This is a genomic window from Amycolatopsis sp. NPDC104863 (genome assembly GCF_055582965.1).
In genome coordinates this window covers 60,127-86,783 of the sequence record NZ_JBVJOW010000002.1, presented here as the reverse complement: position 1 = coordinate 86,783, position 26,657 = coordinate 60,127, and the positions used below count along the sequence as shown (strand labels likewise).

The following is a 26,657-nucleotide window of genomic DNA, read 5'->3' as shown; positions in this document are numbered from 1 at the left end:
GTGAAGGCGCGCCTTCACGGCATTTCTCACCCGATTGCTCAAGGCGATCGAGGCCCTTGCGTCGAGAGTGACGCGAGGGATCTGTGGGGCCAAATCTCGCTACGGACGGCAACTCGCGACTACCAGCGTGGCGGTATGTCGCCTCCCTGAAGGCTCGGAAAGATCGAGCGGATGGGTTGTCGAACGAGGGGCGGCAGATGGTGTCCACGGGCAAGCATCCGGCGAATTGTGAAAAAGCCAAGGGTCACGTCTGCCGATGTGGCAACTGCGGTGGCTCACAACACGGATGGGGAGGCTGGGTCGGCCTCGCCCGGGAGCCGGAGCAAGTCCGGGAGAGCAAGCGCGTCGCACTCATCGACAGGCTGGCCGACTGGTGCTCGCCGAAGCGCAAGAAGGTGCGTAACCAGCCTGCTCAGGAAGCAAGCATGGATTTGATTCGACTCGACTACGCCGGCTGGCTGGCTCGCGACGCTGCCCGTGCCGCACCGGAACCGTTTCCGACGCAGCGCCGCGTGGACGAATCCGATCCCGGCGCCGAGGGGGATGATCGGCATCCCGATCTCGGCGGCGTGCGGGACGGCCCGGTGCGCGACTCCGGTCGGCCGGAAGCCTTGGAACAGCTGAATACCTTCGCCAAGGCGATGACCGAAGACATCTGGCACGACATCGTCGAGAGCCTCGACGGAAGTCCCGAGCAGATCAGGCGGATCCGGCTTCAGCTGGCCGATCACGGGTGGTGTGACCTGATCATCGGCTTCGTCGTCGTCCTCGAGAAGTTCGGCAAGGCTCTCGACGCCATTCCCGACAAGGCCAAGAAGGTGATCGTCAAGACGATTCGGCGCTCCAGCAGGCAACCGGTCCGAAGCCTGCTCACCAAGCAAGTGGTGAGCATGATCGTGGACAAGGCGTGGGACGCGTTCAAAACTGCCGCGATTGCGCATTCGCCTCTCCTCGGCGTCCTCGGCAACGAGGAGCTGCTGCGGAACCTCCGGATGCTCGCGGTGTTCATCTGCCCGGCTCCGGAGAAGCACGGGGAAGTGCGGAAACACGCGGTCGAGCCGCTGCTCGACGACGCCCAGGGATACGTGACCGAGGAGGCCAAGCAGTGGTGGGCGAAACAGTTCGATCGGACGTCGGCCGAGGTCGCGGCAACGCATCCATCGCCCGCGTGATGCTGAAAGCCTGGGCGGACGCCGAGGAGTAACCGCTACTCGTACACCGTCGCCGCGTTCAAGGCGTCCCGGAGGATCTCCCAGCCGTCCACCGGGGGGCGGCGGCCCTGGTTCGTGTAGTAACCGCGGTAGTCCTGCAGCCACCCGGCCAACGCCTCCAGGTACCGCGGCAGGGTGTCGTTCTCCCAGTCCGGCGGGCCGTCCTCCCATTCCGCCACCAGGGTGTGCAAGGTCGACACCAACCGGTCGAGACCCTCTTCGGACACTGCCGGCTCCTCACGTCCAGTACGGCTGGGCGTTCGCCGCCGCTTCGGCGATCGCCCGGCCGTCGATCACGGTCCCCGTCCGCTCGAGGCCGACCTTCCGCCACTCCACGCTGAACTCGACCGGCCCCGCCGGCAGCGGCGCCAGCCACAGCTGCCGGTCACCTCGGTAGTGCCGGTCGCCGCTGCTCGCCCCGCCGCCGACCTCCGTCAGTGCGCCCACGTCGACCCGGAACTGCAGCCCCGCGTCGTCCGGGCCCGGGAACCCGCCCGCGTGGCTGCTGTCGATGCCGTCCCAGACCTGCTGGGACAACGATCCTCGACGCACCGACAGGTGCACGACAAAACCGCAGCCGCTCGGGTACGCGACCACGTGCTGCAGCGCGACCACGGCCAGGTCCGTGCGCGCGACGAACCGCGCGATCGGCACCGGGCAGCCGAGCACGTCCTCGGGCGGTGTCGTCTCCATGTCTCCAGCGTCCCCGCCCGCGCAAGCGAATACCCAAGCCCGCGGGTCCGGCGGAACTCGTTCACCGGTGTTGCGTCCAGGTAGCCCAACGCGCCGCCAAGCGTTACCTGGCCGTTTCCGGAGCCCGTTGACGACTGTGCCCCGGCTCACTACAGTCCTGCGAAACCGTCTGTAAAGTATCCTAATTAAGTCGGGAGCGACGAAGAGTGCGAGCCGGTAGCCCGCGGATGCTGCGCGAGATCAACGATCGCGCCGCCATCGAGGTCCTCCTCCGGGAGGGCCCGCTGACCCGCGCCGAGCTCGAGCTCGCCATCGGGCTCTCCAAGCCCGCCACCGCCCAGCTCATCACCCGGCTCGAGCTCGACAACCTCGTCGTGAAGGCCGGCGTCCGGGGCGGTGGCCGCGGCCCGCGCGCCCAGCTCTGGGCGGCCAACGGCGGCCTCGCCTTCGTCGCCGCCGTCGACCTCACCCCGCACATCGCCGACTTCGTCGTCTCCGACGTCGCCGGGATCGTGCTCGCCGAGTACCAGGTGCCGCTGCCCGTCCACGAAGGCGCCGACGTCGTCGGGACCTTCGGCGACGCCCTGAACCACGTCACCGCGGCGGCCGGGATCACCCGCGAAGAGCTCGCCCACGTCGTGATCGGCGCGCAGGGCGCGTTCGACCCGCGGACCGGCCTGCTCTCCTCCGCCCCGCACATCCCCGGCTGGCTCGGCTTCGACGTCCCGCAGAAGCTGTCCGACGAGCTCGGGGTCGACGTCCTGATCGAGAACGACGTCAACCTGGTCGCCGTCGAAGAAATGAGCGTCGGGCAGGCCCAGGACGTCGACGACTTCGTCATGGTCTGGCTGTCCGAAGGGGTCGGCGGCGCCGTCGTCATCGGACGGCGGCTGCTGCGCGGCGCCACCGGCGGCGGGGGCGAGATCGACTGGATGCGCGTGCCCGACGCGGCCACCGTGGACACCGGCGACGTCTGGCCCGAGGCCGGCGCCCGGTTCGGCAACCTCGTCGACTCGCCCGCCATCTGCCGGCTCGCCGCCGCCCACGGCATCGAAGCGAACACCGCCTGGGAAGCCGTCGCCAAGGCCGAGCCGGGGCACCCCTTCCTCGACGACCTCGCCCGGCGGGTCGCCGGCGGCGTCGCCAACCTCGTCGCGGTCGCCGACCCGCAGCTCGTGCTCCTCTGCGGCGACACCAGCCGCGCCGGCGGAGAAGCGTTCGCCGCGCTGGTGCAGGACCGGCTGCACGAGCTGGTCCTGCCGCGCACGCCCGTCGGCTGCGCGTCGGTGCAGGGCAACGCCGTCCGCGCCGGCGCGCTGCAGTCGGCGCTCGCCACCACCCGTGAGGACGTCTTCGGCGTCGTCACCCCCACGCTCCTCGGGTCGCGCAGGCCCGAGGCCGGAAGAACCCGTCCCGCCCCGTCCCCGACCGAGTAGCCCAACCGATGAGGAGGAGGGCCATGCCCCCTACCACCCGGACCCGACGCGGCTCGCTGTTGCTGGCCGCCGCCGCGGCGTCCGTCCTGCTGACCAGCGCCTGTTCCGGCGCCGCCGCCCCGAGCGGGGGTGACGCCGCGGCCGCGCCCGGCAAGGACGACAAGCTCACCATCACGGTGTACTCCAAGTTCACCGACCGCGAGTACGGCGTGGTCACCGCGGGCCTGAACAAGCTCAAGGCGAAGTTCCCGAACATCGAGATCAAGCACGAGGGCAACCAGGACGACGACAAGCTCACGCAGTCGATCCGCGGCGGCAACCCACCCGACGTCGCGATCTCCTTCTACACCGACAACCTGGGCGCCTGGTGCTCCACCGGCAGCTTCCAGGACCTCAAGCCCTACATCGACCGCGACAAGATCGACCTGAACCAAATCCCCGAAGCGGTCCGGAACTACACCGAGTACCAGGGCAAGCGGTGCGCGATGCCGATGCTCGCCGACGTCTACGGCTTCTACTACAACAAGGACATGCTCGCGGCGAAGGGCGTCACCTCGCCGCCGAAGACCACGGACGAGCTGCTCGAGGACGCCAAGAAGCTGACCGAGTACAACGCGGACGGCTCGATCAAGGTCGCGGGCTTCCTGCCCTCGATGCCGTTCTACGCCAACCAGGCCCAGTACTGGGCGCCGAACTTCGGCGCGCCGTTCCTCGGCCCGGACGGCAAGTCGGACCTCGCCACCAACCCCGGCTGGAAGGCGATGTTCGAGTTCCAGAAGAAGCTGATCGACGCGCTCGGCGGCCACGACAAGGTCGAGCAGTTCAAGGCCGGTCTCGGTGACGAGTACTCCGCCGACAACGGCTTCCAGAAGGGCAAGCTGGCGATGATCTACGACGGTGAGTTCCGCACCGCGTTCATCAAGGACCAGGCGCCGACCCTGAACTACGCCACCGCGCCCGCCCCGGTGCTCACCACCATGGCGGACAAGTACGGCAGTGCCTTCACCACCGGCACGATCATCGCGATCCCCAAGGGCGCCAAGAACCCCGGCGCCGCGTGGGAGCTGATCAAGCAGGTCACCCTGGACACCGACACCCTGGTGGACATGGCCAACGGCCTGAAGAACGTGCCCAGCACGAAGGCCTCGCTGACGTCGCCGCGCCTCGACCTGCAGCCGCAGTTCAAGACGTTCCTCGACATGTACGACAGCGGCAAGCTCGTGTCGAACCAGACCACCCCGATCGGTGACGCGCACCTCAAGGCGGTCAACGACTTCGCCGAGAAGTGGCAGGCCGGCTCGATCCCCGATCTGACCGAAGGCCTGAAGAAGGTGGACGCGCAGATCGACGACGAACTGAAGCAGAAGGGCGCGGGCGGATGACCTCCACCCTCGCCGCGAAAACCGACGGTTCCCCGTCCGCGCCTGCGAAGGCGCGGACGGGGGCCCGCCGGGCCAAGCGCCGCCGGACCGTCTTCCTCTTCATGGCCCCGGCGTTCGTCGGGTTCCTGATCTTCTTCGGGTACCCGCTGATCGCCACGGTCTACTACTCCTTCACCCGGTACGACCTGATCAACCCGCCGCAGTTCATCGGGTTCGACAACTATGTCCGGATGTTCACCAGCGAGCCGCTGGTCGGCACGGCCGCGTACAACACGCTGTGGCTGGTGGTCGTGCTGACCGTCTGCCGCGTGGTGTTCTCCCTCGGCATCGCGTCGGTGATCTCGCGGCTCAAGTCCGGCGTCGGGCTCGTCCGCACCCTGTGTTACCTGCCGACGCTCGCCCCGCCCGCGGCGGCGACGCTGGCCTTCGTCTTCGTCTTCAACCCGGAGTTCGGGCCGGTCAACCGCTTCCTGCGGCTCGTCGGGATCGACGGCGGGCTCTGGTTCAACAGCCCGGCGATGTCGAAGCCGGCGCTGACGCTGCTGGCGCTGTGGGGCTCCGGCGAACTGATGATCATCATCCTGGCCGCGTTGCTGGACGTCCCGACCGAGCAGTACGAAGCCGCGGAGCTCGACGGCGCCGGTGCGGTCCGGCGGTTCTGGCACGTCACGCTGCCGTCGATCTCGCCGGTGCTGCTGTTCGGCGTGGTCAACTCGATCATCTACGCGCTGCAGTTCTTCACGCAGGCGATCGTCGCCGCGTCCGCCTCGGCGGGCACAGCCGACGTCGCCGGCAACTCGAAACTCATCGGGGCGCCACAGAACTCGACGCTGACGTATCCGATCTGGTTGTACGTCCAGGGTTTCCGCTACTTCAACATGGGTTACGCGGCCGCGATGGCCGTGCTGCTGTTCATCGTCTCGTCCGGCTTCACCTGGATTCTCGTCAGGCAGCTCCGGAAGTCCCAGCACCAGGAGGAGGGGGCATGACCGCACTGGCCGAAGCGCCGCAGAAACCGGCGGGTGTCCCGCCGAAGGTGCGGTTCAAGCACAGCTGGGACAAGCGGCTGTCCTACATCGCGACGCACGCGATCGGCATCGCGCTCGGCGTGATCTTCGTGCTGCCGCTGCTGTTCGTGTTCCTCACCGCGGTGATGAAGAGCGACCAGGCGATGACGGCGAGCCTGTGGCCGACCGAATGGCACTTCGAGAACTTCGTCGAGGTGTTCAAGAAGGCGCCGCTGCTGGAGTACTTCGGCAACAGCCTGCTGTACTCGGCGCTGGCGACGGCGGGGGCGCTGCTGTCGGCGATCCCGGCGGCGTACGGGCTGGCGAAGCTGCGGTGGCGCGGGCAGAACCTGTTCTTCATGCTCACCGTGGCCGCGATGCTGCTGCCACCGCAGGTCACCGTCGTGCCGCTGTACGACCTGTGGGTCCGGATGGGGCTCACCGGCACGCTGGTCCCGCTGATCGTGCCGTACTTCTTCTTCGACGCGTTCTCGATCTTCCTGCTCCGCCAGTTCTTCCTCACCATTCCGAAGGACTACATCGAGGCGGCGAAGATCGACGGCTGCAACGAGTTCCAGGCGATGGTCCGGGTGCTCATCCCGATGGCCAAGCCGGGGATCGCGGCCACCGCGATGTTCTGCTTCCTGTTCACCTGGAACGACTACTTCGGGCCGCTGCTCTACACCGGCGAGAACCAGGACCACTGGCCGCTGTCGCTGGCGATCGCGTCCTTCCGCGGCATGCACCACGTCGAGTGGAACCTGACGATGGCCGCCACCGCGCTGATCATGGCGCCGGTGATCGTGCTGTTCGTGTTCGCGCAGAAGTCGTTCGTCAAGGGCATCACATTCACGGGAGTCAAGGGATGAAGCTGGCAGTCGTCGGTGGCGGGTCCACCTACACGCCGGAGCTGATCGACGGGATCGCCGGTCGCCGGTCCACTTTGGACGTCGACGAGATCGTGCTGGTCGACCCGGACGCCTACCGCGTCGAGGCCGTCGGCGGGTTCAGCCAGAGACTGCTGTCGCACGCCGGTCACCCCGCGCAGGTGCGGACCACGCAGTCGCTGGAAGAGGGCGTCGACGGCGCGTCGGCGGTGCTGATCCAGCTGCGCGTCGGCGGGCAGCGGGCGCGGCGCTCCGACGAGACGTTCCCGCACGCCTGCGGCTGCGTCGGGCAGGAGACGACCGGCGCGGGCGGCCTGGCGAAGGCGTTGCGGACGGTGCCGGTGGTGCTCGACATCGCCGACCGCGTCCGCAAGATCGCCGGGGATGACACGTGGATCGTCAATTTCACCAACCCGGTCGGCATCGTGACGCGCGCGCTGCTCAACGAGGGGCACCGCGCGGTCGGGCTGTGCAACGTCGCGATCAACCTGCAGCGGCAGTTCGGGAAGCTGCTGGGGGTCGGCGCGGACGACGTCAAGCTCGTCCACACCGGACTGAACCACCTCAGCTGGGAACGCGGCGCGCTGGTCGACGGTGTCGACCGGCTGCCGGAGCTGCTGGAGGAGCACCTGGACTACCTGTCCAATGAGGTCAGTGTGCCGGAGAAGTGGTTGCGGCGGATGAACGTCGTGCCGTCGTACTACCTCAAGTACTTCTACGCGCACGACGAGCAGGTCACCAAGCAGCGCACCGAACGGCCGCGCGCGGACGTCGTGTCCGACGTCGAGGAAGAGCTGCTGAAGATCTACCTCGACCCGGAGCAGAACACCAAGCCGGAGTCGCTGGAGAAACGCGGCGGGGCGTACTACTCGGAAGCCGCCGTGCAGCTGGTGCACGCGCTGACCGCGGGTGGGCCGGCCGAGGAGCACGTGGTGAACGTCCGCAACGACGGGACGTTCCCGTTCCTGCCGGGCGACGCCGTCATCGAGGCACGGTCCACTGTGGACTCGAACGGTGCGACGCCGATCCCGCAGCCGCCGGTGGAGCCGAACTTCTCCGGGCTCATCGCGGCGACGACGGCGTACGAGTTCCTCGCGCTGGAGGCGGCGGTCAAGGGCGGCCGCGACCGCGTGGCGGACGCCCTGCTCGCGCACCCGCTGGTCGGCCAGTACACGAAGGCCGACACCCTGGCGGACTCGCTCGTGCAGATCAACCGCGAGTACCTGCCCTGGGCGCGCGGATGAGGCCAGCTGTCATTGCCATCGACGGCGGGAACAGCAAGACCGAGGTCCTCGTGGTGTCGCACGAGGGCGTCGTGCTGGGAAAGTCGCGCGGCCCGGGCGCGTCGCCGCAGAACATCGGCGTCGCGGCGTGCGTCGCGGCGCTGGAGGACCTGGTCCTCGAAGCGCTGGGCGCGGCGGGCCTGCCGGACGAGCGGCCGTTCGCGGTGCACACGTCGGCCTACCTCGCCGGGCTCGACTTCCCGCGTGAGGAAGAGGCGCTGCACGCGGCGCTGGCGGTCCGCGGCTGGAGCGACACGCTCGTCGTCGGCAACGACACCCTCGCGCTGCTCCGGGCGGGCAGCGCGGGGGTGGGTGTCGCGGTGGTGTGCGGCGCCGGGATCAACGGCGCCGGCGTCGGCCCGGACGGGCGGGTGCACCGCTTTCCCGCGCTGGGCAAGATCTCCGGCGACTGGGGCGGCGGGTACCGGCTCGGCGAGGAGGCCCTGTGGTGGGCCGTGCGCGCCGAGGACGGCCGCGGCCCGCGGACCGCGCTGATGCCGGCGGTGGCGGCCTACTTCGAGAAGCCGACGCTGCTGGACGTCGTGCAGGGCCTGCACTTCGAGGAGATCGACCCGGCGTCGATCCACGGCCTCTGCCCGCTGCTGTTCGAGGTCGCGGCGGCCGGCGACGAGGTCGCGGCGGACATCGTGACGCGGTTCGTCGAGGAGGTCAGCGTCTTCGCGGCGGTGATCCTCCGGAACCTGGACCTGACCGAGGAAGCGCCGGAGATCGTCCTGGGCGGCGGCGTGCTGACCGGGATCGGCGCGCCGGTGATCGCGGAGATCGAGCGCCGGTGCCTGAAGGTGGCGCCGCGCGCGGTGGTCCGCGTCGTCGACGTGAACCCCGTGGTGGGAGCGGCCCTGTTCGGACTGGACACGCTGGGCGCGTCAGAGGCCGCGAAGGCGGCGCTGAAGGCGGCGACCCAGCGCGTGTGAACTCTGGCGGGACCGGCCTCGAAGCGGCGCGAGGCCGGTCCCGCCAGACCCTTTCACGGCGCGGGGACCAGGATTTCGCCGGTCTCCAGCAGCGACTTGAGGTCCGACAGCACCCAGGCCCAGCCCCCACCGGCGTTCTCGCCCGGCCCGGCGTTGACGTCCTCGTGCACCCCGGCCACCATGTCGGCGGTCAGCGGCGCGCCGGTGAGGTCGTGGGTGACGGTCAGTCTGGTGCCGGCGGTCTTCGTCGCCTCGATGTCGTAGGTGAGCGTGGTGTACGGCTCGGCGCCCATGCCGTCCGGGCCCATGAGCAGCTTCCAGGTGATGACGAGCTTCCGCGGCGGGTCGACCTCGAGGACCTCGCCGTCGACGAGGTCGCCGGTGAAGCCCGCGTCGATGAACTCCTGCGTCGCGCGGGTGCGGTGCTTGCCGCCGACCTTGAGGTCGAAGTCGGCGAGGCCGGTGTAGCCGTACTTCTGCGTCCACTCGGGCTTGGTGATGGCTTCCCAGATGCGTTCCGGGGTGGCCTTGATGTAGACCCGGTGGACCTGCACGGTGGTCGTCATGGTTCTTCGCCTTCCAGTTCGTTCTTGAGGTCGAGCAGCGCGGTGACGTGGCGTTCGGTGTACTTGTCGATCCACCGGTCGTGGATCTGCCGGATGGGCACGGGGTTGAGGAAGTGCCGCTTCTCGCGGCCTTCCTTGCGCGCGACGACGAGCCCGGCCTCTTCGAGGAGCTTCAGGTGCTTCATGACGCCGAAGCGGGTCATGTCCACCTGGGTCTCGAGCTCGGTGAGCGTGCGGCCGTCACGCTCGAAGAGCAGGTCGAGCAGGAACCGGCGGGTCGGATCCGCCAGCGCCTTGAACACCAGGTCGTCGTCGGGCACGTCAGCGAGAATAGGTGACCAGAAGGTCACATGTCAACGGACGCGGTTCGTGTCGACCCTCCAGTCACGCGTGTCGACTCCCTGATCACGCGTGTCGGCTGTTCGCGCACGAGCGGGGCCCCGGGGCGGGGGCTTCGGAAGCGTCGCGGCGTGACGCAGGGGTCGACACGCGTGATTGAGGGGTCGACACGCGTGATCGGGGCGACGACACGAAGAAGGCCGCCACCCGGCGTGGGTGACGGCCTTCCTCAAGCTCGACCTAAACGACCAGCGACAGCGGCAGGATCAGGGCGATCGCAACCACCGAAATCAGCGTCTCCATCACCGACCAGCTCTTCAGCGTCTGGCCCACCGACAGCCCGAAATACTCCTTGACCAGCCAGAACCCGGCGTCGTTGACATGCGAGAAGAACAGCGACCCGGCGCCGATCGCCAGCACGAGCAGGGCGCTGTGCGACGGGTCCATCGAAGCCGCCAGCGGGGCGACGATGCCCGCCGCCGAGACCGTCGCGACCGTGGCCGAGCCCGTGGCCAGGCGGATCGCCACCGCCACCAGCCAGCCGAGCAGCAGCGGTGAGAGGTTCGCGTCCTTGGCCAGGCCCGTGATCACGTCGCCGACACCCGCGTCGACCAGCGTCTGCTTGAAGCCGCCGCCCGCGCCGACGATCAGGATGATCCCCGCGATCGGGCCCAGCGAGTCACCGACCACAGTGGACAGCTTGTCCCGCCCCAGCCCGGCCGGGCGGCCCAGCAGGACCATGCCGACCAGCACCGCCGCGAGCAGCGCGATCAGCGGGTCGCCGACGAAGTCCAGGATCTTCCGGGCCTGGCTTTCCTTGGCCAGCAGGATGTCCGAGAGCGCTTTCGCCAGCATGAGCACCACCGGCAGCAGCACGGTGGTCAACGTCGCCGCGAAGCTGGGACGCGGTTTGTCGGTGTCCGCGCGTTCCGGGATCAGCCGCTCCGGCGGCGCGGCGTCCGGCACCAGCCGGGCCGCGAGCCGGCCGAACAGCGGGCCCGCGATGACCAGCGTCGGGATGCCGACGAGCAGGCCGAACGCCAGCGTGATCCCGACGTTCGCGTTCAGCGCGCCCGCCGCGGCGAGCGGGCCGGGGTGCGGCGGGACCAGGCCGTGCAACACCGAAAGCCCGGCGAGGGCCGGAATCCCCAGCAGTATCAACGGCTTCCCGGTGCGCTTCACTGCGAGCAGCACCACCGGGATCAGCATGACGAGCCCGATCTCGAAGAACATCGGCAGCCCGATCAGCGCCGCGACCAGCGCCATCGCCCACGGCAGCGCGGCGCCGCGGGCCTTGCCCAGCACGGTGTCGACGATCTGGTCGGCGCCACCGGAGTCGGCCAGCAGCTTGCCGAGCATCGCGCCGAGGGCGATCAGGATGCCAACGGACGCGACCGTGCTGCCGACCCCGCTGGAGAAGCTCTTCAGCAGCTTGTCGACCGGCATCCCGGCGGTCAGCCCGAGCACGAGCGACCCGAGCACCAGCGACAGGAACGGGTGCAGCTTCACCTTCGTGATCAGCACGACGATGACGGCGATCGCGACGACCGTCGCGACGATGAGCCGGGTGTCGTGGCCGGTCCAGGCGGCGGCGAGGGTGGTCATGAACGCTCCCGGAAGGCGGTCAGGGCGGCTTCGGTGATCTCCTCGGGAGTGCCGCCGATGTCGAAGATCGCGCCGGGCTCGTCCGGCTCGAGGGGTTCCAGGTCGGCGAGCTGGGAGTCCAGCAGCGACACCGGCATGAAGTGACCCGAGCGGTGCTTCATCCGCTCGGCCAGCAGGGCGCTGTCGCCGTGCAGGTGGGCGAACCAGACGTCACCGCCGGTTCTCAGCACGTCCCGGTACCGGCGCTTGAGCGCCGACGACGTCACGACACCGCCGGAGCGCTCGTGGTCGCGGATCCAGCCGGCGATGGCTTCGAGCCAGGGGGCGCGGTCCTCGTCCGTCAGCGGGTGGCCGGCGGTCATCTTCGCGATGTTGGCCTTCGGGTGGAACGTGTCCGCTTCGGCGTATTCGACGTCGAGCGCGCCGGCGAGCGCCGTGCCGATCGTCGTCTTCCCGGAGCCCGACACCCCCATCACCACGATGACGGTCATCCCGCACCTCCACTTCGTTGTGCCCAGGTGAGTGAAACTCAAAAGTACTACTTATTCAAGATGAAGTACTACTTAATCGAGTCAGACGGCTAGCTTGGTCGGGTGAGGCATGAGCAGGTATTGGACGCCCTCGGCGCGGCGATCGCGACCGGAGCGCTGCCGCCGGGCACCGTCCTGCGTTCCGAAGAGCTGCAGGAGCGCTTCGGCGCTTCGCGGACGGTGGCGCGCGAAGTCGTCCGCGTGCTCGAGACGATGCAGCTGACCAGCAGCAAACGCCGGGTCGGGGTGATCGTGCGCGCGCCGGGGGAGTGGAACCACTACGACCCGCGGCTGATCCGCTGGCAGCTCGACGGGCCGTCGCGGCCGGCGGCGCTCGCGACCCTGAACGAGCTGCGCTCCGCGGTCGAGCCGTGCGCGGCGCGGTTCGCGGCCCTGCGCGCGACGCCGGAGGAGCGCGGCCGCCTCGGCGCGCTGGGGGAACGCCTGGCGCGGACGGCCCGCGCGCGCGACCTCACGACGTTCCTCGAGTTCGACATCGCCTTCCACGACCTGCTGCTCGGCGCGTCCGGCAACCCGATGTTCGCGCAGCTGTCGGAGGTCGTCGCGGAGGTGCTCACCGGGCGGACCGGGCACGGCCTGATGCCGCCGGAGCCGCAGCCCGAAGCCGTGGCGCTGCACCTGGAGGTGGCGGCCGCGGTGGCGGCCGGGGACGCCGACCGGGCGGAGCGGGCGATGCGCGACATCGTCGTCCAGGCGCGTGACGAGATCGCCGCGCTGGTCGAGTAGCCTCGTCGGGAACTGGACTTACTTCCGCCGGGGGGCACGGGTGAGCGCGGCGCGCGCGATCGGACTGGTGTTGGGTGTGGCGGCCGACGGCGCCCTGGGCGACGCCCGGCGGCGGCCACCGGTGACGGCGTTCCGCCGCGTCGCGCACCGCCCGGTCCCGGGCGCGCTGGTCGCCGGCGCGGCGGTCCTGGGCGGCGTCCTGCTGGAACGAGCGGGCCGCGGCCGTCCCCTGGTGCAGGCGTCGGCGACGGCGGTGACAACGTGGGCGGTGCTCGGCGCGGCGGGCCTGGCGCTGCAGGGCACGGAGCTCGCCCGCGACCTCGAGGAGTGCCGCTTCGAGCCGGCGCGCTCGACACTGTCCGAACTGGACCCCCGGGTCGCCGACGGCCTCGGGCCGGTCGCGCTGTCCCGCGCGTCGGTGGAAACGTTGGCGGAGAACACTTCCGACGCCGTGGTGGCCCCCCTGGTGTGGGGCGCGGTGGCGGGCGTGCCGGGCCTGCTGGGAGCGCGCGCGGTGAGCCTCCTGCGCCGGGCCCGCGACGGCCGTCGTGGCCACTGGGCGATCGACCGGCTCGACGAGCTGGTCCACCTGGTGCCCACCCGCGTGGCGGCGGCCCTGACGGTCTTGGCGGCCCCGGTGGTCGGCGGCTCGGCGGGCGGCGCCTGGCGGGCGTGGCGCCGCGACACGATCGCCCACCCGAGCCCCAACGCGGGCCGCGTGGAGGCGGCCTTCGCGGGAGCGCTGGAGGTCCGCGTCGGCGGGCGCACGGTGTACCCGCACGGGGTGGCGGAGCTGCCGGTGCTGGGCGTCGGCCGCAACCCGGACGCGGGGCACGTGACGCGGGCGGTGGAGCTGTCCCGGGTGGTCGGCTGGCTGGCCGGGGTGACCGCGGTGGTGCTGGCGGTGCTGACGGGGTTCCGCCGCCGTTCCGTCAGTACCTGAGCCCGTACTCGCGCGACAGCCCGAACAACCCGGACGGGAACTCGCGCGCCTCCGGCTGGAAGAGCCAGCCGCCCTCGTGCCGCCGTAGCGAGCCGAGGACCACGGCGGTCCCGTCGGACAGGCCGCCGGGACGGTGACCGGCCAGTTCGGCGCCGTCGGGCCCGGAGATCCGGACGTGCGTTTCGTCGATCTGCTCGAAGCTCAAGCGACGGGTGTCGGCGTCGTAGATCGTCAGAACGAACACGATCTTCTGCACGCCGGCGGCCAGTTCGCGGAACGAGATCCGGACCAGGTCGGCGTTCGTGGCCGGGTCTTCCCGCTCCTGCCGGATACCGCCGCAAGGACTCCGGAGGTTGTTGAAGAAGACGTGGTAACCGTCGCCGAGCGCGCGCCCGTCGGCGCCACAGCCGATCGCGGCGGCGTCCAGGTCGATCTCGACGTGCGTGTCTTCGGCGACCTGCCACCCGAACGTGACGTCGACCGTGTCCAGTAGGGGGATCACCACCGGATCACCTGCCGGGCGGGTGCCGAAGCGGTCGGTCATGACCTTCATCCTGCCCGACGCACTCGCTCAGCTGCGGCGTTTCAGCTGGGTCAAGGCTTCTTCGTCGAGTCGTCCACCCCGTTCGGCCAGTTTCCCGCGGATCCGCTCGCGGTCCTCGGTCGTCCGGTTGCTGCGGGTTTCGCTCGCTCAGCTGCGGCGTTTCAGCTGGGTCAGGGCTTCTTCGTCCAACCTTCCACCCCGCTCAGCCAGCTTCCCGCCGATCCGCTCCCGATCCTCCGCAGTCCGATTCCCACCGAACTTGAACTTCGCCCGGACCCCCGTGATCGTGAACTCGATCCCCCGGATCCCCGGCAGCAGCCGCCGGTCCGGCGCGTCGGAAGCGCTTACCGGCGCCCGGGCCCCGTCCGTCTCGAAATGGCGCAACTGCTTGTCCAGCAACGCCGCCTTCGCGACCGGATCATCGACCAGCCGCACGTCGCCCTCCAGCTGGACCGTCGCGTAGTACGACGTCGGCACGCCGAACGCCGGGTCCGCGCCGGCTTCGGTGTTCCAGTCCGCGCGGATGTACGTGTAGTCGTCGACCACCGTCAGCAGCGCTCGCGGGTGCTCCTCCAGCAGTGGCCAGATCGGGTTCGGGCGGGCCAGGTGCGTGACGATCGTCCGGTCGCCGTCGAACGCGAAGTGCGCCGGGGTCACCGTCGGCAGGTCGCGGCCCGTGCCGCCCGCGATCAGCTGGCCGAAGTCGTGCCCGGCCAGCCACGCCCGCCACTCGGCGTCTTCGGCCGCGTCCCAGGGGTGGATCAGCATGACCCGAGTGTCATCGAGGGCCACTTTCCGCGTACTCGTCCTCGGCCAGGATCTCCGCGACGGACTTGCGACGCGTCGGCGTCGAAGCCGACTCGGTCAGCGCGCCGCCCGGCTTCAGCTCGCGGACGGTGAAGTACAGCCAGCCCAGCAGGGCCATCGCGCCGAACGCGATCCACTGCAGCGCGTAGGAGAAGAACGGCCCCGAGTCGGTCTGCGGCAGCGGCAGCGCGCCCAGCACCCCCGGCTGGCCGGTGTCGAGCTGGAAGTACCCCGGCCGGATGTCGAGCTTGCCCGCCCGCGCGACGACCTTCGAGTCGACGACGTAGCTCTGCAGCTGCCCGCCGGTGGAGGCGTCGGCGAAGGCGTCGCGGTTCTTCGGGTCGACCTCGTCGGCGCGCACCCGCGCGGTGACCCGCACGGTCCCGGCCGGCGGGGCCGCGTACGGCAGCGCCCCGGACTTGCTGTCGAGCCGGACGTACCCCCGGTCGACCAGCACGACCGTGCCGTCGGTGGTTCGCAACGGCGTCAGCACCTCGAAGGCGCCCTCACCCTGGACGGTCCGCAGCCGCGCGACGACTTCCTTGTCCGCCAGGTACTGGCCGCTGATGGTGACGAGGTGCCATTCGGTGTGCGGGCCGGGCACGGCGCCCGGCGGCAGCAGCTGCGCGAACGGCAGCGGGGCGGCGGTGAAGGACGCCTCCAGCGCGGAGTTCTGCTGCTCGCGCTCGGTGTTGCGGCTGAACTGCCACGGCGAAAGCAGCGTGAAGCAGCAGATGGCGAAGGTGAACACCACCACCGTCAGCGCCAGCCACCCGGGCTTGAGCAGGAACCGCAACCGCACCCCACCACGGTAGGCCGTGCCCGGTCCGGGCCGCCCGCCGACCTCCACGACCTGTGACTTCTACCCCCGCGAACGCACCCAATCGAGCAAACCGGGCACCGAGCGTTCGATCATGCCGAGGACGTCTTCGAAGCCGTCGTCACCGCCGTAGTACGGGTCCGGGACCTCGGCCCCTTCGGGCGCCGACGGGTCGAACGAACGCAGCAGCCGCACCTTCGCCGGGTCGTCGACGCGGGCGCGGAGGAACTCGGCGTGCCCGGCGTCCGCGGCCAGCAGCAGGTCGGCGGCCAGGTCCTCGTCCGACACCTCGGAGGCGACGTGCGAGGTCGGGTAGCCGTGCGCCTTGAGCGTCGCGCGGGCGCGCTTGTCGGCGGACTCCCCGGCGTGCCACGGGCCGGTGCCGGCGCTCGTCACCCGGACGGCGTCACCGAGACCGGCGTCCTCGAGCCGGGCGCGGAACACCAGCTCGGCCATCGGGGAGCGGCAGATGTTGCCGGAGCAGACGAAGACGAGGTGCGTCACGTCCCCAGCGTAACCACCGGGTTCACCCGGTCACCCGCTCGCTCGGCGGTACCCGGCGCCCGACCCCGCCACTTAGCGTCGATCGGGCGAGGACGCGAACCGGAAGGAAAGCGATCATGCACGGATGCTGCTCGAAGTGCACCGGTCAGGGCTGCGGCTGCTGCGGCAACTGCAACTGACGAACCCACCCGGCGCTCGCGGCGGCGGCGGTCCGACGCCGCCGGAGCGCCCTTAGTCCGGCGCTGCGCCCATGCGAAGATCCCCGGGTGCCCGCCCTTTCCGAAATCATCACCGCGCTGGAGCAGGCGTACCCGCCCGCGCTCGCCGAGTCGTGGGACGCCGTCGGCCTCGTCTGCGGCGACCCGGCCGAACCCGTCACCAGCGTGCTCTTCTGCGTCGACCCCGTCACCGAGACCGTCGACGAAGCCCTCGAGATCGGCGCGCAGCTGATCGTCGCGCACCACCCGCTGCTGCTGCGCGGGGTGCACGGCGTCCCGGCCGACACCGCCAAGGGCGCGCTCGTCCACCGGATGATCCGCGAGGGTGTCGCCCTCCACTGCGCGCACACCAACGCCGACTCCGCCGACCCCGGCGTCTCCGACGCGCTGGCCGCGGCGATCGGCCTGCGCGTGACCGGCCCGCTCGAGCCGAACGAAGACGGCGTCACCGGCATCGGCCGGCTCGGTGAGCTGCCCGAGGCCGAGCCGTTCGCGATGTTCGTCCAGCGGGTCGCCGACGCGCTGCCCGCGACCGTGCCCGGTGTGCTCGGGGCGGGTGACGCCGACCGCCCGATCCGCACCGTCGCCGTGTCCGGCGGGGCCGGAGACTCCTACCTGAAGCAGGCGACCGCGGCCGGTGTCGACGCCTTCGTCACCGCCGACCTGCGGCATCACCCCGCCGGTGAGCACCTCGCGGCCCGCGGCCCGGTGCCCGCGCTGGTCGGGCTGACGCACTGGGCGTCCGAATGGCCCTGGTGCGGGCAAGCCTCGGCGGTCGTGGCGCGGGCGTTTGCGGGTAACGTCGACGTTCACGTCTCCACGCGGTGCACCGACCCGTGGAACGTCCGCGCCGAGCGCACATCGATTTAGAGGAGCACCGTGAAGGCCGAACCCGCCGTGCAGCGTCAGCTGCTCGAGCTCGCCAAGGTGGACGCCGAACTCTCGCGCACCGCGCACCGCCGTCGCACCCTGCCCGAACTGGCCGAGATCGACGCCGGGGAGAAGACGGCGCGCGACCGCCGTGACGCGCTCGTGTCGGTGGAGACCGCCGCCTCCGACCTCGACCGCGAGATCGCCCGCCAGGAGAAGGAGATCGAGTCGGTGCGGGCCCGCGAAGACCGCGACCGCAAGCTCCTGGCGTCCGGCACGGTCGTCGCCAAGCAGATGGCCGACATCGAGCACGAGCTGCAGAGCCTCGAACGCCGGCAGGGCGCCCTCGAGGACGACCTGCTGGAGCTGATGGAGCAGCGCGAGGCGCTGGGCCTGGACGCGCAGCGCACCGGCGCCGAGGTCGACAAGGCCGAAGCCGAGGTCGCGGCCGCGATCGTCCGCCGCGACGAGGCGTTCAAGGACCTCGACACCACCCGCGCGCGCCGCGACGAAGACCGCGTGAAGCTGCTGCCGCGCTTCCCGGAGCCGCTGCTCAAGCTGTACGAGCGCGTCCGCGAGCACAAGGGCATCGGCGCCGCGCTGCTGCGGGCCCGCCGCTGCGGCGCCTGCCAGCTGGAGCTGGACCGCAACACCGTCAACGAGATCAAGGGCGCGCCCGAGGACGAAGTCATCCAGTGCGAGAACTGCGGCGCGATCCTGGTCCGGACCGTGGAGTCGGGTCTGTGACGTCGCATGTGGTCGTGGAGGCCGACGGCGGTTCCCGGGGCAACCCGGGCCCGGCCGGGTACGGCGCGGTGATCAAGGATCCCGCGTCCGGCGAGGTGCTCGCCGAGCGCAAGGAAGGCCTCGGGGTCGTCACCAACAACGTCGCCGAGTACAACGGCCTGATCGCCGGGCTGGCCGCCGCGGCCGAGCTCGGAGCGTCCACTGTGGACGTCCGGATGGACTCGAAGCTCGTGGTGGAGCAGATGTCCGGGCGCTGGAAGATCAAGCACCCGGACATGCAGCCGCTCGCCGAGCGGGCCAAGGAGCTGGCGGCCGGGTTCACGCGCGTCCGTTACGAGTGGATCCCGCGCGCGGAGAACTCCCACGCCGACCGGCTGGCCAACGAAGCCATGGACGCGGCGACCGGCAAGCCCGCCGCAACGCCGAAGCTGCCGACCCGCAAGCCCGACCGCGCAACAGTGGCCTGGACCGGTGCGAAGGGCACGCCGACCCGGCTGCTCCTGCTGCGTCACGGCCAGACGGAGATGTCGGCGCTGCGCCGCTACTCCGGCCGCGGCGACGTCCCGCTGACCGAGCTGGGCCGCGCGCAGGCCGCGGCGGCGGCGAAGCGGCTGGCCGCGACCGAGGGCCTGGTCGTCGACGGTGAGGCCGTCCCGATCGTCGCCTCGCCGCTCACCCGCACCAAGCAGACCGCGCAGGCCGTCGCCGACGCGCTCGGCGGCCGCGTCGAGACCCACCCCGGCCTCATCGAGACCGACTTCGGCGACTGGGAAGGGCTGACGTTCGCCGAAGCGGCCGACCGCGACCCCGAGCTGCACCGCTCGTGGCTGGGCGACAGCTCGGTGCCGCCGCCGAACGGGGAGAGCTTCGACGTCGTCCACCGGCGCGTCCGCAAGGCCCGCGACGAGCTGATCGCCGAGCACGGCGGGAAGACGTTGCTGCTGGTCAGCCACGTGACGCCGATCAAGACGCTGCTCCGGATGGGCCTCGACGCGGGCCCGCAGCTGCTGTTCCGGCTGCACCTCGATCTGGCGTCGCTGTCGATCGTCGAGTTCTACCCGGACGGCAACGCTTCGGTCCGGCTGGTCAACGACACCTCGCACCTGGCCTGACGACCGAAATGTGGGGTGGATCACGCTCAATGCCGACGCGTGGCCGACCCCCGATGGGGTATTGGCTACAGTGTCTCGACCGCGACGCCGCGGTGGCGGGCCCGGCCTCGGGCGCGCTTCATGGGGCGCCAGCTCGTGCGTATCCCACCGGCAGAGGCCTGCGGGCGGAACAGTGACGAGGAAATGACGGCTAGCGCACTCAGCGAGACCTCCCAGAGCGACGTCCCCGAGGACCCCGCGCCCGCCACGACCGCGCGCGGCTGGGGCGCGCGCCTGGCGCCGGTGCTGGCCGTGCTCGCCGGCGTCGCGGCGGTCGCCGCCCACGCCACCCGCTACGGCCACTGGATCGTCGACGACGCCGCCATCACCTTCTCCTACGCGCGCAGCTTCGCCGACGGCCTCGGCCCGGTGCTGCAGCCGGGCGCGCCGCCGGTCGAGGGCTTCTCCGACCCGACGTGGATGGTGCTGCTCGGCGTCGGCAAGCTCGTCGGCCTCTTCGATCACGGCCTGCTGTTCGGCCTGCCCGACTACGTGCTGTTCCCGAAGGCGCTGGGCCTGCTGTTCACCGGCGGCATCCTGACGGCCTGCTACATCGCCGCGAAGCAGGTCTTCACGCGCTTCGCGTGGCTGGTCACGCTGGTCGCGGGTCTCACGCTGGCGACGATCCCGTCGTTCGTCATCTGGGTCGTGTCCGGCCTGGAGAACTCGCTGTTCGCGTTTGTGGTCGTGACGCTGGGCGTGACGCTGTTCGTCTCGGTGAAGCGGGACAAGCTGCTGACGCCGAAGGTGGCGCTGTGGGCCGGGGTGCTGGTGGCGTTCGCCGCGCTGACCCGCCCGGAAGGCCTGATCTACGCGGGCGCGTACCCGCTGGTGGCGCTGTTCCTGCTGCGCGGCGGCCTGTTCTGGAAGAGCTTCCGCCTGGCGCTGCTGTCGGTGGCGGCGTTCGCCGTGCCGTTCGGCGCGTACGTCGTCTGGCGGCACGCCGAGTTCGGCCGGCTGCTGGCCAACCCGTCGGTGGCGAAGCAGCAGGGCCTGCCCGGCTTCGACGCGGTCAAGCGGCCGTTCGAGCTGGTCGAGTACGCCGGCTGGGCCGGTGTGGTCCTGCTGGTGCTGGTGGTGGTGTTCGCGCTGGTCAAGGCGCCGTGGCGGCGTTCGCTGATCGCGCTGCTGGTGCCGCTGGGGCTCGGCGTCGTGGCGTACGGCGTGATGGTCGCCGACTGGATGTACCAGCACCGGTTCGCCAGCCCGATCTGGGCGCTGGCGGTCATCGCGGGCACGCTGTCGGCGGGTGAGCTGCTCAAGCACCGCCGTGCGCTGCTGCGGGTCGGGATCGTCGTGGTCCTGGTGGGCGCGTTCGTGCCGTCGGCCGTCGGGTTCGCGCAGGCCGCGGACAAGTTCGCGAAGAACCCGAACATCACGGCGTGCCTGGTGGCGGACCGTTTCGGCCGCGGTTTCAACACCTACGCGGACATCCTGGGCATCCAGAAGGCGTCCCTGCTGCTGCCGGACCTCGGCGGCTCGTCGATGACCAGCCGCCTGGAGCTGGTGGACATGGCGGGCCTGGTCAACAAGCCGATCGCCGACCTGGTCCACGACAACAACCTGGCGGGCCTGCGCGACTACGTGTTCGACACGGTGAAGCCGACGTTCATCCACTCGTGGGGTCCGTGGGCCGCGGGCAACGGCATCGCGCTGGACCCCCGCCTGGACCGCGACTACGTGCTGATCTATTCGTCGCCGATCGAGGGCTTGCGCAACGGCGACTGGGTACGCCGCGACGCGGCGACGGACCCGGCAAAGCTGAAGGCGGCGCAGGAGTACGCGGCGAAGACGATCCCGGAGGTGGCGGCGGACCGCTTCGGCGGACCGCTGGACGACTGCGGGGCGACGATGAAGCCGGGCCAGACGATCAGGATGCCCGGCTGAGTCAGCGGCCGGTCGCGCCCCGGAAGGCGGCGATCTGCCGCCGGACGGCCTCGGCCGCGGTGCCGAGGCCGTCGACCAGCCGGGACGCCCGGCCGAGCTCGCCGGGGTAGAAGTCGCCTTCGGCAAGCGGGTCCCGCTCGAGGTGGGTCAGCGCGACGGGCACCAGCACATCGAGACCGACCTGCTGGAGCACCAGCACACGCAGGTCCGCGGGCGGATCACCCCAGGCGTCGCCTTCGATCTGCTCGAGGGTGCGCGACTCCGTCACGTCAGCACGCCCAAGCCGAGCCACAACGCCACGGTCGCCGCGGCCAGGCACAGGGGCGTCGTGATGAACCCGAGCGCGTGGAACGTCTTCGCCGACGGAGGCGCGGGCAGCGTCCGGCGCCACAACAGCGTCGCCAACGAACCCAGGTAACTCGCGTTCGGCCCGATGTTGACCCCCAGAAGCACCGCCAGCAGCACACCGGGCGCCGGGTGAGAGCCCAGAACCGACAGCAGGATCAGCGTCGCCGGGAGGTTGTTGACCAGGTTGGCCAGCAACGCCGCCACACCGGCCGCCAGCAGGAGCTCGGCCAGGCCCGTCGACGTCGGCAGCAGGGACCGCAGCAGGCCGCCGAGCAGGTGCTCAGAGACCGCCTCCACCACCACCGCCAGGCCCAGCACGAACAGGCACAGCTGCGGCGCCGCCTCCGTCACCAGCTGCCACGGCTTGATCTTGCCCGAGGCCAGCGCCCGGACGCCGAGGATCACCGCCGCCAGCGTCGCGATCCACACCGGCTCGACGTGCCCCAGCGGCCCCAGCGCGAACCCCACCAGCGTCAGCGCGAGGACGACCAGCGCGAACACCGGTGTCTCCAGATGCTGCGAAGGGGACGCCGTCTCGCGCGGACGCAGGTCCAGCGAGAAGAACCGCAGGAACACCAGCAGCTCGATGCCGATGGTGACCAGCCACGGCAGCGCCATCAGCGCCGTGAACCCGGCGAACGTCAGTCCCGACGCCGCGAAGGCCAGCAGGTTCGTCAGGTTGGACACCGGCAGCAGCGTCGACGCCGAGTTCGCCAGGTGCGCGCACGCGTAGACGTGCGGACGCGCGGGCAGGCGCAGGCTCGTCGCCGTCGCCAGGACGACCGGGGTGAGCAGGACGACCGTGGCGTCCAGGCTGAGGACCGCCGTCACGCCGGCCGCCGCGGCGAAGGTCAGCACCAGCAGCCGGCGCGGCTTGCCGTGGCACGCCTCCGCCAGGCGGTTGCCGAGCCAGGTGAACACGCCGTCGACACTGGCCAAAAAGGACAACAGCAGGATCGCGGCCAAAAAGCCCAAGGTCGGGAGGATCTCGACGGCCCGCGCCCCGGCCGCGGCGGGCGAGACCCAGCCCAGCAGCAACGCGACCCCCGCGGCCGGCACCGCGGCCACGGCCTCGGGCCAGCCCCGCGGCCGCACGATCGCGAAGACCAGCACGCCGGCCAGCAGCGCCAGGCTGCCGGCCCCGGCCCAGAAGTTCACCAGCTCACGCTAATCGGCCCCCGGTTCTGTCGGTGCACTCGGGTAGCGTGGAAGACGGGGGGCGCCCCCGCGGGCCCCGGGCTCAGACGCCCAGCGGCTCCGGCGTAGCAGCGCCCCGCGCCAGATCCTTCTCCTTCTCGCGGATCACCGGCAGCACGTGCTTGCCGAAGTGCTCGACGTCCTCGAGGTAGTGCAGGAACCCGAGCAGCAACAGCGAGGCGCCCCGCTTCTTGTACTCGATCGCCCGGTCGGCGATCTGCTCCGGCGTGCCGATCAGCTTCGTGCGGAAGCCGTCGTTGTACTGGACGAGGTCCTCGAACTCCGAGTCGGCCCACATACCCTTGGTGTCCGAAGTGGACTTCCCGGCCTGCTTCACGGCATTGCGGAAGCCTTCTACCGCGTCCTTGTTCGCCTTCTCGACGATCTCGCGCAGCACGTCCTTGGCTTCACTCTCGGTCTCCCGGGCGATGAGGAAGCCGTTCAGTCCGAATCGGACGGTGTGGTCGTTCTCCGCCGCGTACCCGCGCACCTCGGAGACCTGCTCGCTGAAACCGTCGAAGTCCTTGCCGTTGCTGAAGTACCAGTCCGAGACGCGGCCGGCGAGCTTGCGCGCGGCCGTGGAGTTGCCGCCCTGGAAGATCTCCGGGTGCGGCGCGGCGACCGGCTTCGGCTTGATGTCGAAGTCGTGGATCCGGTAGAAGTCACCGCGGAACTCGGCGTGGTCGTTCGTCCAGAGCTCCCGCAGCACGCGGATGAACTCCTCCGTCCGGCGATAACGCTCGTCGTGCTCCAGCCACGCCTCGCCGAGGCCGGTGAACTCGTCCTTGAACCAGCCGCTCACCACGTTCACCGCGGCGCGCCCGCCGGAGATGACGTCGGCGCTGGCGATGAACTTGGCCAGCACACCCGGGTGCCACAGTCCGGGGTGGACGGCCGCGATCACCTTCAGCCGCTGCGTCGCGAGCAGCAGCGCGAGGCTGAACCCGGTCGACTCGTGCTGGTAGGCGGCGCCGTAGCTGGCGGTGTAGCGCACCTGCGAGAGCGCGTACTCGAAGCCGTTGTTCTCGGCGAGCACCGCGAGGTCTCTGTTGTACTCGTAGCCCCAGTCCGTCCGCTGTTCGATGTCGGACGTGACCAGGCCACCGCTCACGTTCGGGACCCAGTAGGCGAATTTCAACGGCTCTTCGAGCGACATGCCCCGAGTAGAGCAACGACCCCGGGAGGGGTCAACGCGCGTCCAAGCGCTGAGAAGACTTCGCCAGCGCGCCACCGAGCTCCGCGCGGCCGGGGATGCCGAGCTTGCGGTACGCGCCGGACAGGTGCAGCTCCACCGTCCGCCGGGTCAGGTGCAGCGCCGTCGCGATCTCGCGGTTGGTCAGGCCCTGCGCGGCCATCACGGCGATGCGGTTCTCCTGCCGCGTCAGGCCGTGCTCGTTGTCCTTCGCCGGGGTGAGCGCCCGCCGGGACGAGCGCAGCTCCTCGGCCGCCCGCCGCGCGAGCGGACGCGCTCCGCAGTGCTCGCTCAGTTCGACGGCCTGCCGCAGCGTCTCGATGGCCTTCTCGGACTGGCCGTGCCGCGACTGCAGCGTGCCGAGCTCGGTCAGCGCCGTCGCCAGCTGCAGACGCGCCGGCGACGAGCGCAGCGTCGTGATCGCCTTGGTCAGCGCCCGCTCGGCTTCGTCGTCTTCGCGGACCAGGCCGATCGTCGTCAGCGCCGTGCCCAGCGGGCGCGCCGCGCCCCAGCGGGCCGACGCGTTCATGTCCTCTTCGGCCAGCCGGGCCGCGTCGTCGGCCTGGCCGAGCGCCAGCGCCGCGCGGGCGGCGTGCGCGCGCCACGGCACGAACCCCGGGAACCGCATGCCGTGGTGGGCGAGCCGGCGGCCGCAGCTGAGCAGGTCCTCGAACCCGAAGCGCGTGTAGCCGGTCGCGACGCGCAGACGGCCTCGCGCGTACAGCAGGTAGGTGTGGGTGAACAGGCCCTGGCTGGCGACGAAGTCCATCCGGTCCAGCAGCGACGTCGCCGCCTCGAACCGGCCCAGGTCGACCCAGCACTCGATGAGCTTCGCCGCGCACAGCACGCCGACCGGGCAGGTCGTCGTCCCGCCGCGCTCGTCGAACCGGCGCAGCAGCGACTCGAAGTGGACGCTCGCGCGCTGCAGGTCGCCGCTGGCCTGCAGCGCGATCCCGCGCGCCAGGGTGGGCAACGCGCCGTGCGGCACGTGCACGTCCCACGGCTCGCGCTCGACGTCGAGGACCCGGCACAGCCGGTCGACGTGCGCCGGCTCGTCCGCGAGCACCGCCGTGGCCAGGGTGAAGAAGTAGTGCTGCTCGAAGAGGTCGCCGTCGTCTCCGGTGAGCGCGCCGGCGAAGTGCCCGACGGCGTCCTGGGCCGACTCGCCGCTGCGGACGGCGTCGAGCGCCAGCAACGCCGAGCGGCTGCGCTGCGCCGCCGCGTCGGTCAGCGGCGCCCACTGCTCCTCGAAGTCGCGGAACTCCGGCGGCGGGCCGAGCCGGCTGCCGGCCTCGGCGAGGTAGGTCATGCACAGCAGCGGCCAGACGGCGTCCGGCCCGCCCGCGTCGAGCCGCGCGGCGATCTGGCCGGCCGCGCTGATCGCGAGCCGGGCGTCTTGGCCGCCGCAGAGCGACAGCAGCATCGCGGTGGCGATGAACGCGGCCGTGTCGCGGTTGCCGATCGTGTCGACGGCCTCCCGCACCCGCTTGGCCGCGGCCGGCGGGTCGAGCTGGAACTCGGCGTGGGCCAGCTGCAGCAGCACGGCGACCCGGCGCCCGGACGTCAGCCGCTCCTCCAGCGCGCGCCGCAGGTGCCGCGTGGCCAGCTCCGGCCGGCCCGAGAACACCGCGATCCGCGCACTCATCCGCAGCACGTCCACGCCCCACGGGATCCGGATCGACGTCGCTTCCAGCAGGTGCGCGGCGACGCGCTCGGTCGGCGCGCCCGCCTCGGAGAGCAGCTTCGCCGCCCGCGCGTGGTTCACCGCCCGCGTCGTCTTCGGCATGTCCCGCAGCACGGAGTTGCGCACGAACGGCAGGGTCAGCGCCGGGCGGCTGCTGTTGTGCAGCAGGTGCAGCCGGACCATCGTGTCGATCGCCTGCACCGCGTCGAACTCGTCGACCCCGGCGAGCTGGGCCAGCAGGTCGAAGCCCGCGTCCTCACCGAGGATCGCGGCCGCGTGCAGGATGGCCGGCGCGTGCGGGAACTCCTTCATCCGCGTGTGCAGCACCTGCCCGATCAGCGACGAGCCCAGCTCCCGCGGGTCCGCGCCGGGCAGCAGCCGCGGGCGCAGCGCGTTGAGCAGGTACGGGTTGCCGCCGGTCGACTCGCGGCAGGCGGTGGCGAGCTCGCCGGGGGCCAGGCCGAGGACTTCCGCCGCGGCCGCGTCGCCGAGGCCGTGGAGGGTGATGGTGGCCGGCGTGCAGCCCGCCATCTCCAGCAGCGCGACGTCCCGGTGCGGCGGGTGGCCGGTCAGGGACGTGAGTATGATCAACACCGGCAGGTCGAGGACGCGGTTGCGGATGTAGGCCAGGCACCGCATGGACCAGGCGTCGGCGAGGTGCACGTTGTCGATGCCGAGCAGCAGCGGGCCCCGGTCGGTCGCGTCGCGGACGAGGCGGAAGAAGTGCTCGAGCGCTTCGCTCTCGCCGGCCGGGCCGCACTGCTCGGTGAAGGCCGGGCGGGGTGCGCCGGGTTCGTCCAGCGCGCCGGCCAGCTGACGGGCGAGCCCGCCGGGCAGGTGGCTCTCCAGCCGGGACCCGGTGGCGGTCGCGACGGTGAAGCCGGCGTCCGCGGCCAGCGCCGCGGCGGCGTGCAGCGTGGCGCTCTTGCCCATGCCGAACTCGCCGACCAGCACGGCGCTGGCGGCCGTGCCGCCGAGTGCGACCGGGAACAGGCTGGTCAGGCGGCTGAGCTCGGGCTCGCGGCCGGGGAGCCGCGGAGCGGGACGCTTCGGTACCGAAGCCCCGCTGACGGGGTGCTCGGAATTTACTTCGGTATCCACCGTAAGGACTTTCATGTTGGGTT

27 protein-coding genes are annotated in these 26,657 nt (G+C 70.9%); 13 read left to right on the top strand and 14 right to left on the bottom strand.

The window, feature by feature from the left end:
• Positions 1–197 precede the first annotated feature (197 nt).
• Positions 198–1,172 (top strand): hypothetical protein, encoded by a 975-nt coding sequence (locus tag ACZ63J_RS09655; protein WP_465403819.1) that lies wholly within the window; start codon positions 198–200, stop codon positions 1,170–1,172.
• Positions 1,173–1,207: 35 nt separating this feature from the next.
• Here the strand turns inward: ACZ63J_RS09655 and ACZ63J_RS09650 are convergent, their stop codons facing one another.
• On the bottom strand, positions 1,208–1,438 hold the full coding sequence (locus tag ACZ63J_RS09650; protein WP_465403817.1) for a DUF7660 family protein: 231 nt from the start codon (positions 1,436–1,438) through the stop codon (positions 1,208–1,210).
• A gap of 10 nt (positions 1,439–1,448) precedes the next feature.
• Entirely contained in the window at positions 1,449–1,904 is a 456-nt protein-coding gene (locus ACZ63J_RS09645; protein ID WP_465403815.1) for a hypothetical protein, read from the bottom strand.
• 227 nt (positions 1,905–2,131) lie between these two features.
• On the opposite strand from ACZ63J_RS09645, the gene ACZ63J_RS09640 reads away from it, so the two are divergent.
• The 6 genes from ACZ63J_RS09640 to ACZ63J_RS09615 are packed head-to-tail and all read left to right on the top strand — an operon-like array spanning position 2,132 to position 8,834.
• On the top strand, positions 2,132–3,340 hold the full coding sequence (locus ACZ63J_RS09640; RefSeq protein WP_465403987.1) for an ROK family transcriptional regulator: 1,209 nt from the start codon (positions 2,132–2,134) through the stop codon (positions 3,338–3,340).
• Positions 3,341–3,363: 23 nt separating this feature from the next.
• Positions 3,364–4,722, top strand: coding sequence for an extracellular solute-binding protein (locus ACZ63J_RS09635; RefSeq protein WP_465403813.1), 1,359 nt, complete (start codon positions 3,364–3,366; stop codon positions 4,720–4,722).
• The gene (locus ACZ63J_RS09630) at positions 4,719–5,711 is read left to right on the top strand and encodes a carbohydrate ABC transporter permease (protein ID WP_465403811.1); all 993 of its coding nucleotides are present in this window, start codon (positions 4,719–4,721) and stop codon (positions 5,709–5,711) included. Before ACZ63J_RS09635 ends, ACZ63J_RS09630 begins: the two co-directional genes overlap by 4 nt.
• The gene (locus tag ACZ63J_RS09625) at positions 5,708–6,598 is read left to right on the top strand and encodes a carbohydrate ABC transporter permease (protein WP_465403809.1); all 891 of its coding nucleotides are present in this window, start codon (positions 5,708–5,710) and stop codon (positions 6,596–6,598) included. Before ACZ63J_RS09630 ends, ACZ63J_RS09625 begins: the two co-directional genes overlap by 4 nt.
• A complete protein-coding gene (locus ACZ63J_RS09620) occupies positions 6,595–7,860 on the top strand; it encodes a 6-phospho-beta-glucosidase (RefSeq protein ID WP_465403807.1) in 1,266 nt (421 codons plus the stop codon). Before ACZ63J_RS09625 ends, ACZ63J_RS09620 begins: the two co-directional genes overlap by 4 nt.
• Positions 7,857–8,834, top strand: coding sequence for an N-acetylglucosamine kinase (locus tag ACZ63J_RS09615; protein WP_465403805.1), 978 nt, complete (start codon positions 7,857–7,859; stop codon positions 8,832–8,834). The genes ACZ63J_RS09620 and ACZ63J_RS09615 overlap by 4 nt, the downstream gene beginning before the upstream one ends.
• A 53-nt stretch (positions 8,835–8,887) precedes the next feature.
• On the opposite strand, the gene ACZ63J_RS09610 is transcribed toward ACZ63J_RS09615, so the two are convergent.
• The 4 genes from ACZ63J_RS09610 to ACZ63J_RS09595 all read right to left on the bottom strand — a co-directional run bounded on the left by ACZ63J_RS09610 (position 8,888) and on the right by ACZ63J_RS09595 (position 11,835).
• Entirely contained in the window at positions 8,888–9,400 is a 513-nt protein-coding gene (locus ACZ63J_RS09610) for an SRPBCC domain-containing protein (protein ID WP_465335580.1), read from the bottom strand.
• A complete protein-coding gene (locus ACZ63J_RS09605; protein WP_285482766.1) occupies positions 9,397–9,720 on the bottom strand; it encodes an ArsR/SmtB family transcription factor in 324 nt (107 codons plus the stop codon). Before ACZ63J_RS09605 ends, ACZ63J_RS09610 begins: the two co-directional genes overlap by 4 nt.
• Positions 9,721–9,979: 259 nt before the next feature.
• Positions 9,980–11,344, bottom strand: a complete 1,365-nt coding sequence (locus tag ACZ63J_RS09600) for a GntT/GntP/DsdX family permease (protein ID WP_465403803.1) — start codon at positions 11,342–11,344, stop codon at positions 9,980–9,982.
• The gene (locus ACZ63J_RS09595) at positions 11,341–11,835 is read right to left on the bottom strand and encodes a gluconokinase (protein ID WP_465302910.1); all 495 of its coding nucleotides are present in this window, start codon (positions 11,833–11,835) and stop codon (positions 11,341–11,343) included. Before ACZ63J_RS09595 ends, ACZ63J_RS09600 begins: the two co-directional genes overlap by 4 nt.
• 102 nt (positions 11,836–11,937) lie before the next feature.
• Between ACZ63J_RS09595 and ACZ63J_RS09590 the strand changes: the two genes are divergently transcribed.
• Positions 11,938–12,621 carry a FadR/GntR family transcriptional regulator gene (locus tag ACZ63J_RS09590; RefSeq protein ID WP_465335577.1) on the top strand — a complete coding sequence of 228 codons (684 nt, stop codon included), beginning with the start codon at positions 11,938–11,940 and terminating at the stop codon, positions 12,619–12,621.
• 40 nt (positions 12,622–12,661) lie between these two features.
• The gene (locus ACZ63J_RS09585) at positions 12,662–13,564 is read left to right on the top strand and encodes a cobalamin biosynthesis protein CobD/CbiB (RefSeq protein ID WP_465403801.1); all 903 of its coding nucleotides are present in this window, start codon (positions 12,662–12,664) and stop codon (positions 13,562–13,564) included.
• Here the strand turns inward: ACZ63J_RS09585 and ACZ63J_RS09580 are convergent.
• From ACZ63J_RS09580 to ACZ63J_RS09565, 4 genes are all read right to left on the bottom strand, one after another.
• Positions 13,554–14,108, bottom strand: coding sequence for a TerD family protein (locus tag ACZ63J_RS09580; RefSeq protein WP_465403800.1), 555 nt, complete (start codon positions 14,106–14,108; stop codon positions 13,554–13,556). The genes ACZ63J_RS09585 and ACZ63J_RS09580 overlap by 11 nt on opposite strands.
• A 147-nt stretch (positions 14,109–14,255) precedes the next feature.
• On the bottom strand, positions 14,256–14,876 hold the full coding sequence (locus tag ACZ63J_RS09575; protein ID WP_465403798.1) for an FMN-binding negative transcriptional regulator: 621 nt from the start codon (positions 14,874–14,876) through the stop codon (positions 14,256–14,258).
• A gap of 10 nt (positions 14,877–14,886) precedes the next feature.
• A complete protein-coding gene (locus tag ACZ63J_RS09570; RefSeq protein ID WP_465403796.1) occupies positions 14,887–15,717 on the bottom strand; it encodes an SURF1 family cytochrome oxidase biogenesis protein in 831 nt (276 codons plus the stop codon).
• A gap of 60 nt (positions 15,718–15,777) precedes the next feature.
• On the bottom strand, positions 15,778–16,239 hold the full coding sequence (locus ACZ63J_RS09565) for a low molecular weight protein-tyrosine-phosphatase (protein ID WP_465335573.1): 462 nt from the start codon (positions 16,237–16,239) through the stop codon (positions 15,778–15,780).
• Between the two features lie 266 nt (positions 16,240–16,505).
• On the opposite strand from ACZ63J_RS09565, the gene ACZ63J_RS09560 reads away from it, so the two are divergent.
• From ACZ63J_RS09560 to ACZ63J_RS09545, 4 genes are all read left to right on the top strand, one after another.
• Positions 16,506–17,327, top strand: a complete 822-nt coding sequence (locus tag ACZ63J_RS09560; protein ID WP_465403795.1) for a Nif3-like dinuclear metal center hexameric protein — start codon at positions 16,506–16,508, stop codon at positions 17,325–17,327.
• 9 nt (positions 17,328–17,336) lie between these two features.
• Positions 17,337–18,074 (top strand): zinc ribbon domain-containing protein, encoded by a 738-nt coding sequence (locus tag ACZ63J_RS09555; protein WP_465403793.1) that lies wholly within the window; start codon positions 17,337–17,339, stop codon positions 18,072–18,074.
• Positions 18,071–19,186, top strand: a complete 1,116-nt coding sequence (locus tag ACZ63J_RS09550) for a bifunctional RNase H/acid phosphatase (RefSeq protein ID WP_465403791.1) — start codon at positions 18,071–18,073, stop codon at positions 19,184–19,186. The genes ACZ63J_RS09555 and ACZ63J_RS09550 overlap by 4 nt, the downstream gene beginning before the upstream one ends.
• Positions 19,187–19,369: 183 nt before the next feature.
• Complete coding sequence (locus ACZ63J_RS09545; protein WP_465403790.1) at positions 19,370–21,112, top strand: hypothetical protein; 1,743 nt, start codon at positions 19,370–19,372, stop codon at positions 21,110–21,112.
• A gap of 1 nt (position 21,113) precedes the next feature.
• Here the strand turns inward: ACZ63J_RS09545 and ACZ63J_RS09540 are convergent, their stop codons facing one another.
• The 4 genes from ACZ63J_RS09540 to ACZ63J_RS09525 form a co-directional block, all read right to left on the bottom strand.
• Positions 21,114–21,380: a contact-dependent growth inhibition system immunity protein gene (locus tag ACZ63J_RS09540; RefSeq protein WP_465403788.1), complete on the bottom strand. Its 267-nt coding sequence runs from the start codon at positions 21,378–21,380 to the stop codon at positions 21,114–21,116.
• Entirely contained in the window at positions 21,377–22,618 is a 1,242-nt protein-coding gene (locus tag ACZ63J_RS09535; protein ID WP_465403787.1) for an SLC13 family permease, read from the bottom strand. The genes ACZ63J_RS09540 and ACZ63J_RS09535 overlap by 4 nt, the downstream gene beginning before the upstream one ends.
• A gap of 82 nt (positions 22,619–22,700) precedes the next feature.
• A complete protein-coding gene (gene sfnG / locus ACZ63J_RS09530; RefSeq protein WP_465403785.1) occupies positions 22,701–23,813 on the bottom strand; it encodes a dimethylsulfone monooxygenase SfnG in 1,113 nt (370 codons plus the stop codon).
• Between the two features lie 31 nt (positions 23,814–23,844).
• Positions 23,845–26,634, bottom strand: a complete 2,790-nt coding sequence (locus tag ACZ63J_RS09525; protein ID WP_465403783.1) for an AAA family ATPase — start codon at positions 26,632–26,634, stop codon at positions 23,845–23,847.
• Positions 26,635–26,657: the final 23 nt, after the last annotated feature.

What these genes read in the sequence shown, in the direction of transcription:
- ACZ63J_RS09600 (WP_465403803.1), bottom strand. Translation starts at nt 11,344, where the DNA reads ATGACCACCCTCGCCGCCGCCTGGACCGGCCACGACACCCGGCTCATC.
- ACZ63J_RS09630 (WP_465403811.1), top strand. Translation starts at nt 4,719, where the DNA reads ATGACCTCCACCCTCGCCGCGAAAACCGACGGTTCCCCGTCCGCGCCT.
- ACZ63J_RS09645 (WP_465403815.1), bottom strand. Translation starts at nt 1,904, where the DNA reads ATGGAGACGACACCGCCCGAGGACGTGCTCGGCTGCCCGGTGCCGATC.
- ACZ63J_RS09620 (WP_465403807.1), top strand. Translation starts at nt 6,595, where the DNA reads ATGAAGCTGGCAGTCGTCGGTGGCGGGTCCACCTACACGCCGGAGCTG.
- ACZ63J_RS09580 (WP_465403800.1), bottom strand. Translation starts at nt 14,108, where the DNA reads ATGACCGACCGCTTCGGCACCCGCCCGGCAGGTGATCCGGTGGTGATC.
- ACZ63J_RS09610 (WP_465335580.1), bottom strand. Translation starts at nt 9,400, where the DNA reads ATGACGACCACCGTGCAGGTCCACCGGGTCTACATCAAGGCCACCCCG.
- ACZ63J_RS09655 (WP_465403819.1), top strand. Translation starts at nt 198, where the DNA reads ATGGTGTCCACGGGCAAGCATCCGGCGAATTGTGAAAAAGCCAAGGGT.
- ACZ63J_RS09635 (WP_465403813.1), top strand. Translation starts at nt 3,364, where the DNA reads ATGCCCCCTACCACCCGGACCCGACGCGGCTCGCTGTTGCTGGCCGCC.
- ACZ63J_RS09575 (WP_465403798.1), bottom strand. Translation starts at nt 14,876, where the DNA reads ATGCTGATCCACCCCTGGGACGCGGCCGAAGACGCCGAGTGGCGGGCG.
- ACZ63J_RS09595 (WP_465302910.1), bottom strand. Translation starts at nt 11,835, where the DNA reads ATGACCGTCATCGTGGTGATGGGGGTGTCGGGCTCCGGGAAGACGACG.
- ACZ63J_RS09615 (WP_465403805.1), top strand. Translation starts at nt 7,857, where the DNA reads ATGAGGCCAGCTGTCATTGCCATCGACGGCGGGAACAGCAAGACCGAG.
- ACZ63J_RS09545 (WP_465403790.1), top strand. Translation starts at nt 19,370, where the DNA reads ATGACGGCTAGCGCACTCAGCGAGACCTCCCAGAGCGACGTCCCCGAG.
- sfnG (WP_465403785.1), bottom strand. Translation starts at nt 23,813, where the DNA reads ATGTCGCTCGAAGAGCCGTTGAAATTCGCCTACTGGGTCCCGAACGTG.
- ACZ63J_RS09625 (WP_465403809.1), top strand. Translation starts at nt 5,708, where the DNA reads ATGACCGCACTGGCCGAAGCGCCGCAGAAACCGGCGGGTGTCCCGCCG.
- ACZ63J_RS09640 (WP_465403987.1), top strand. Translation starts at nt 2,132, where the DNA reads ATGCTGCGCGAGATCAACGATCGCGCCGCCATCGAGGTCCTCCTCCGG.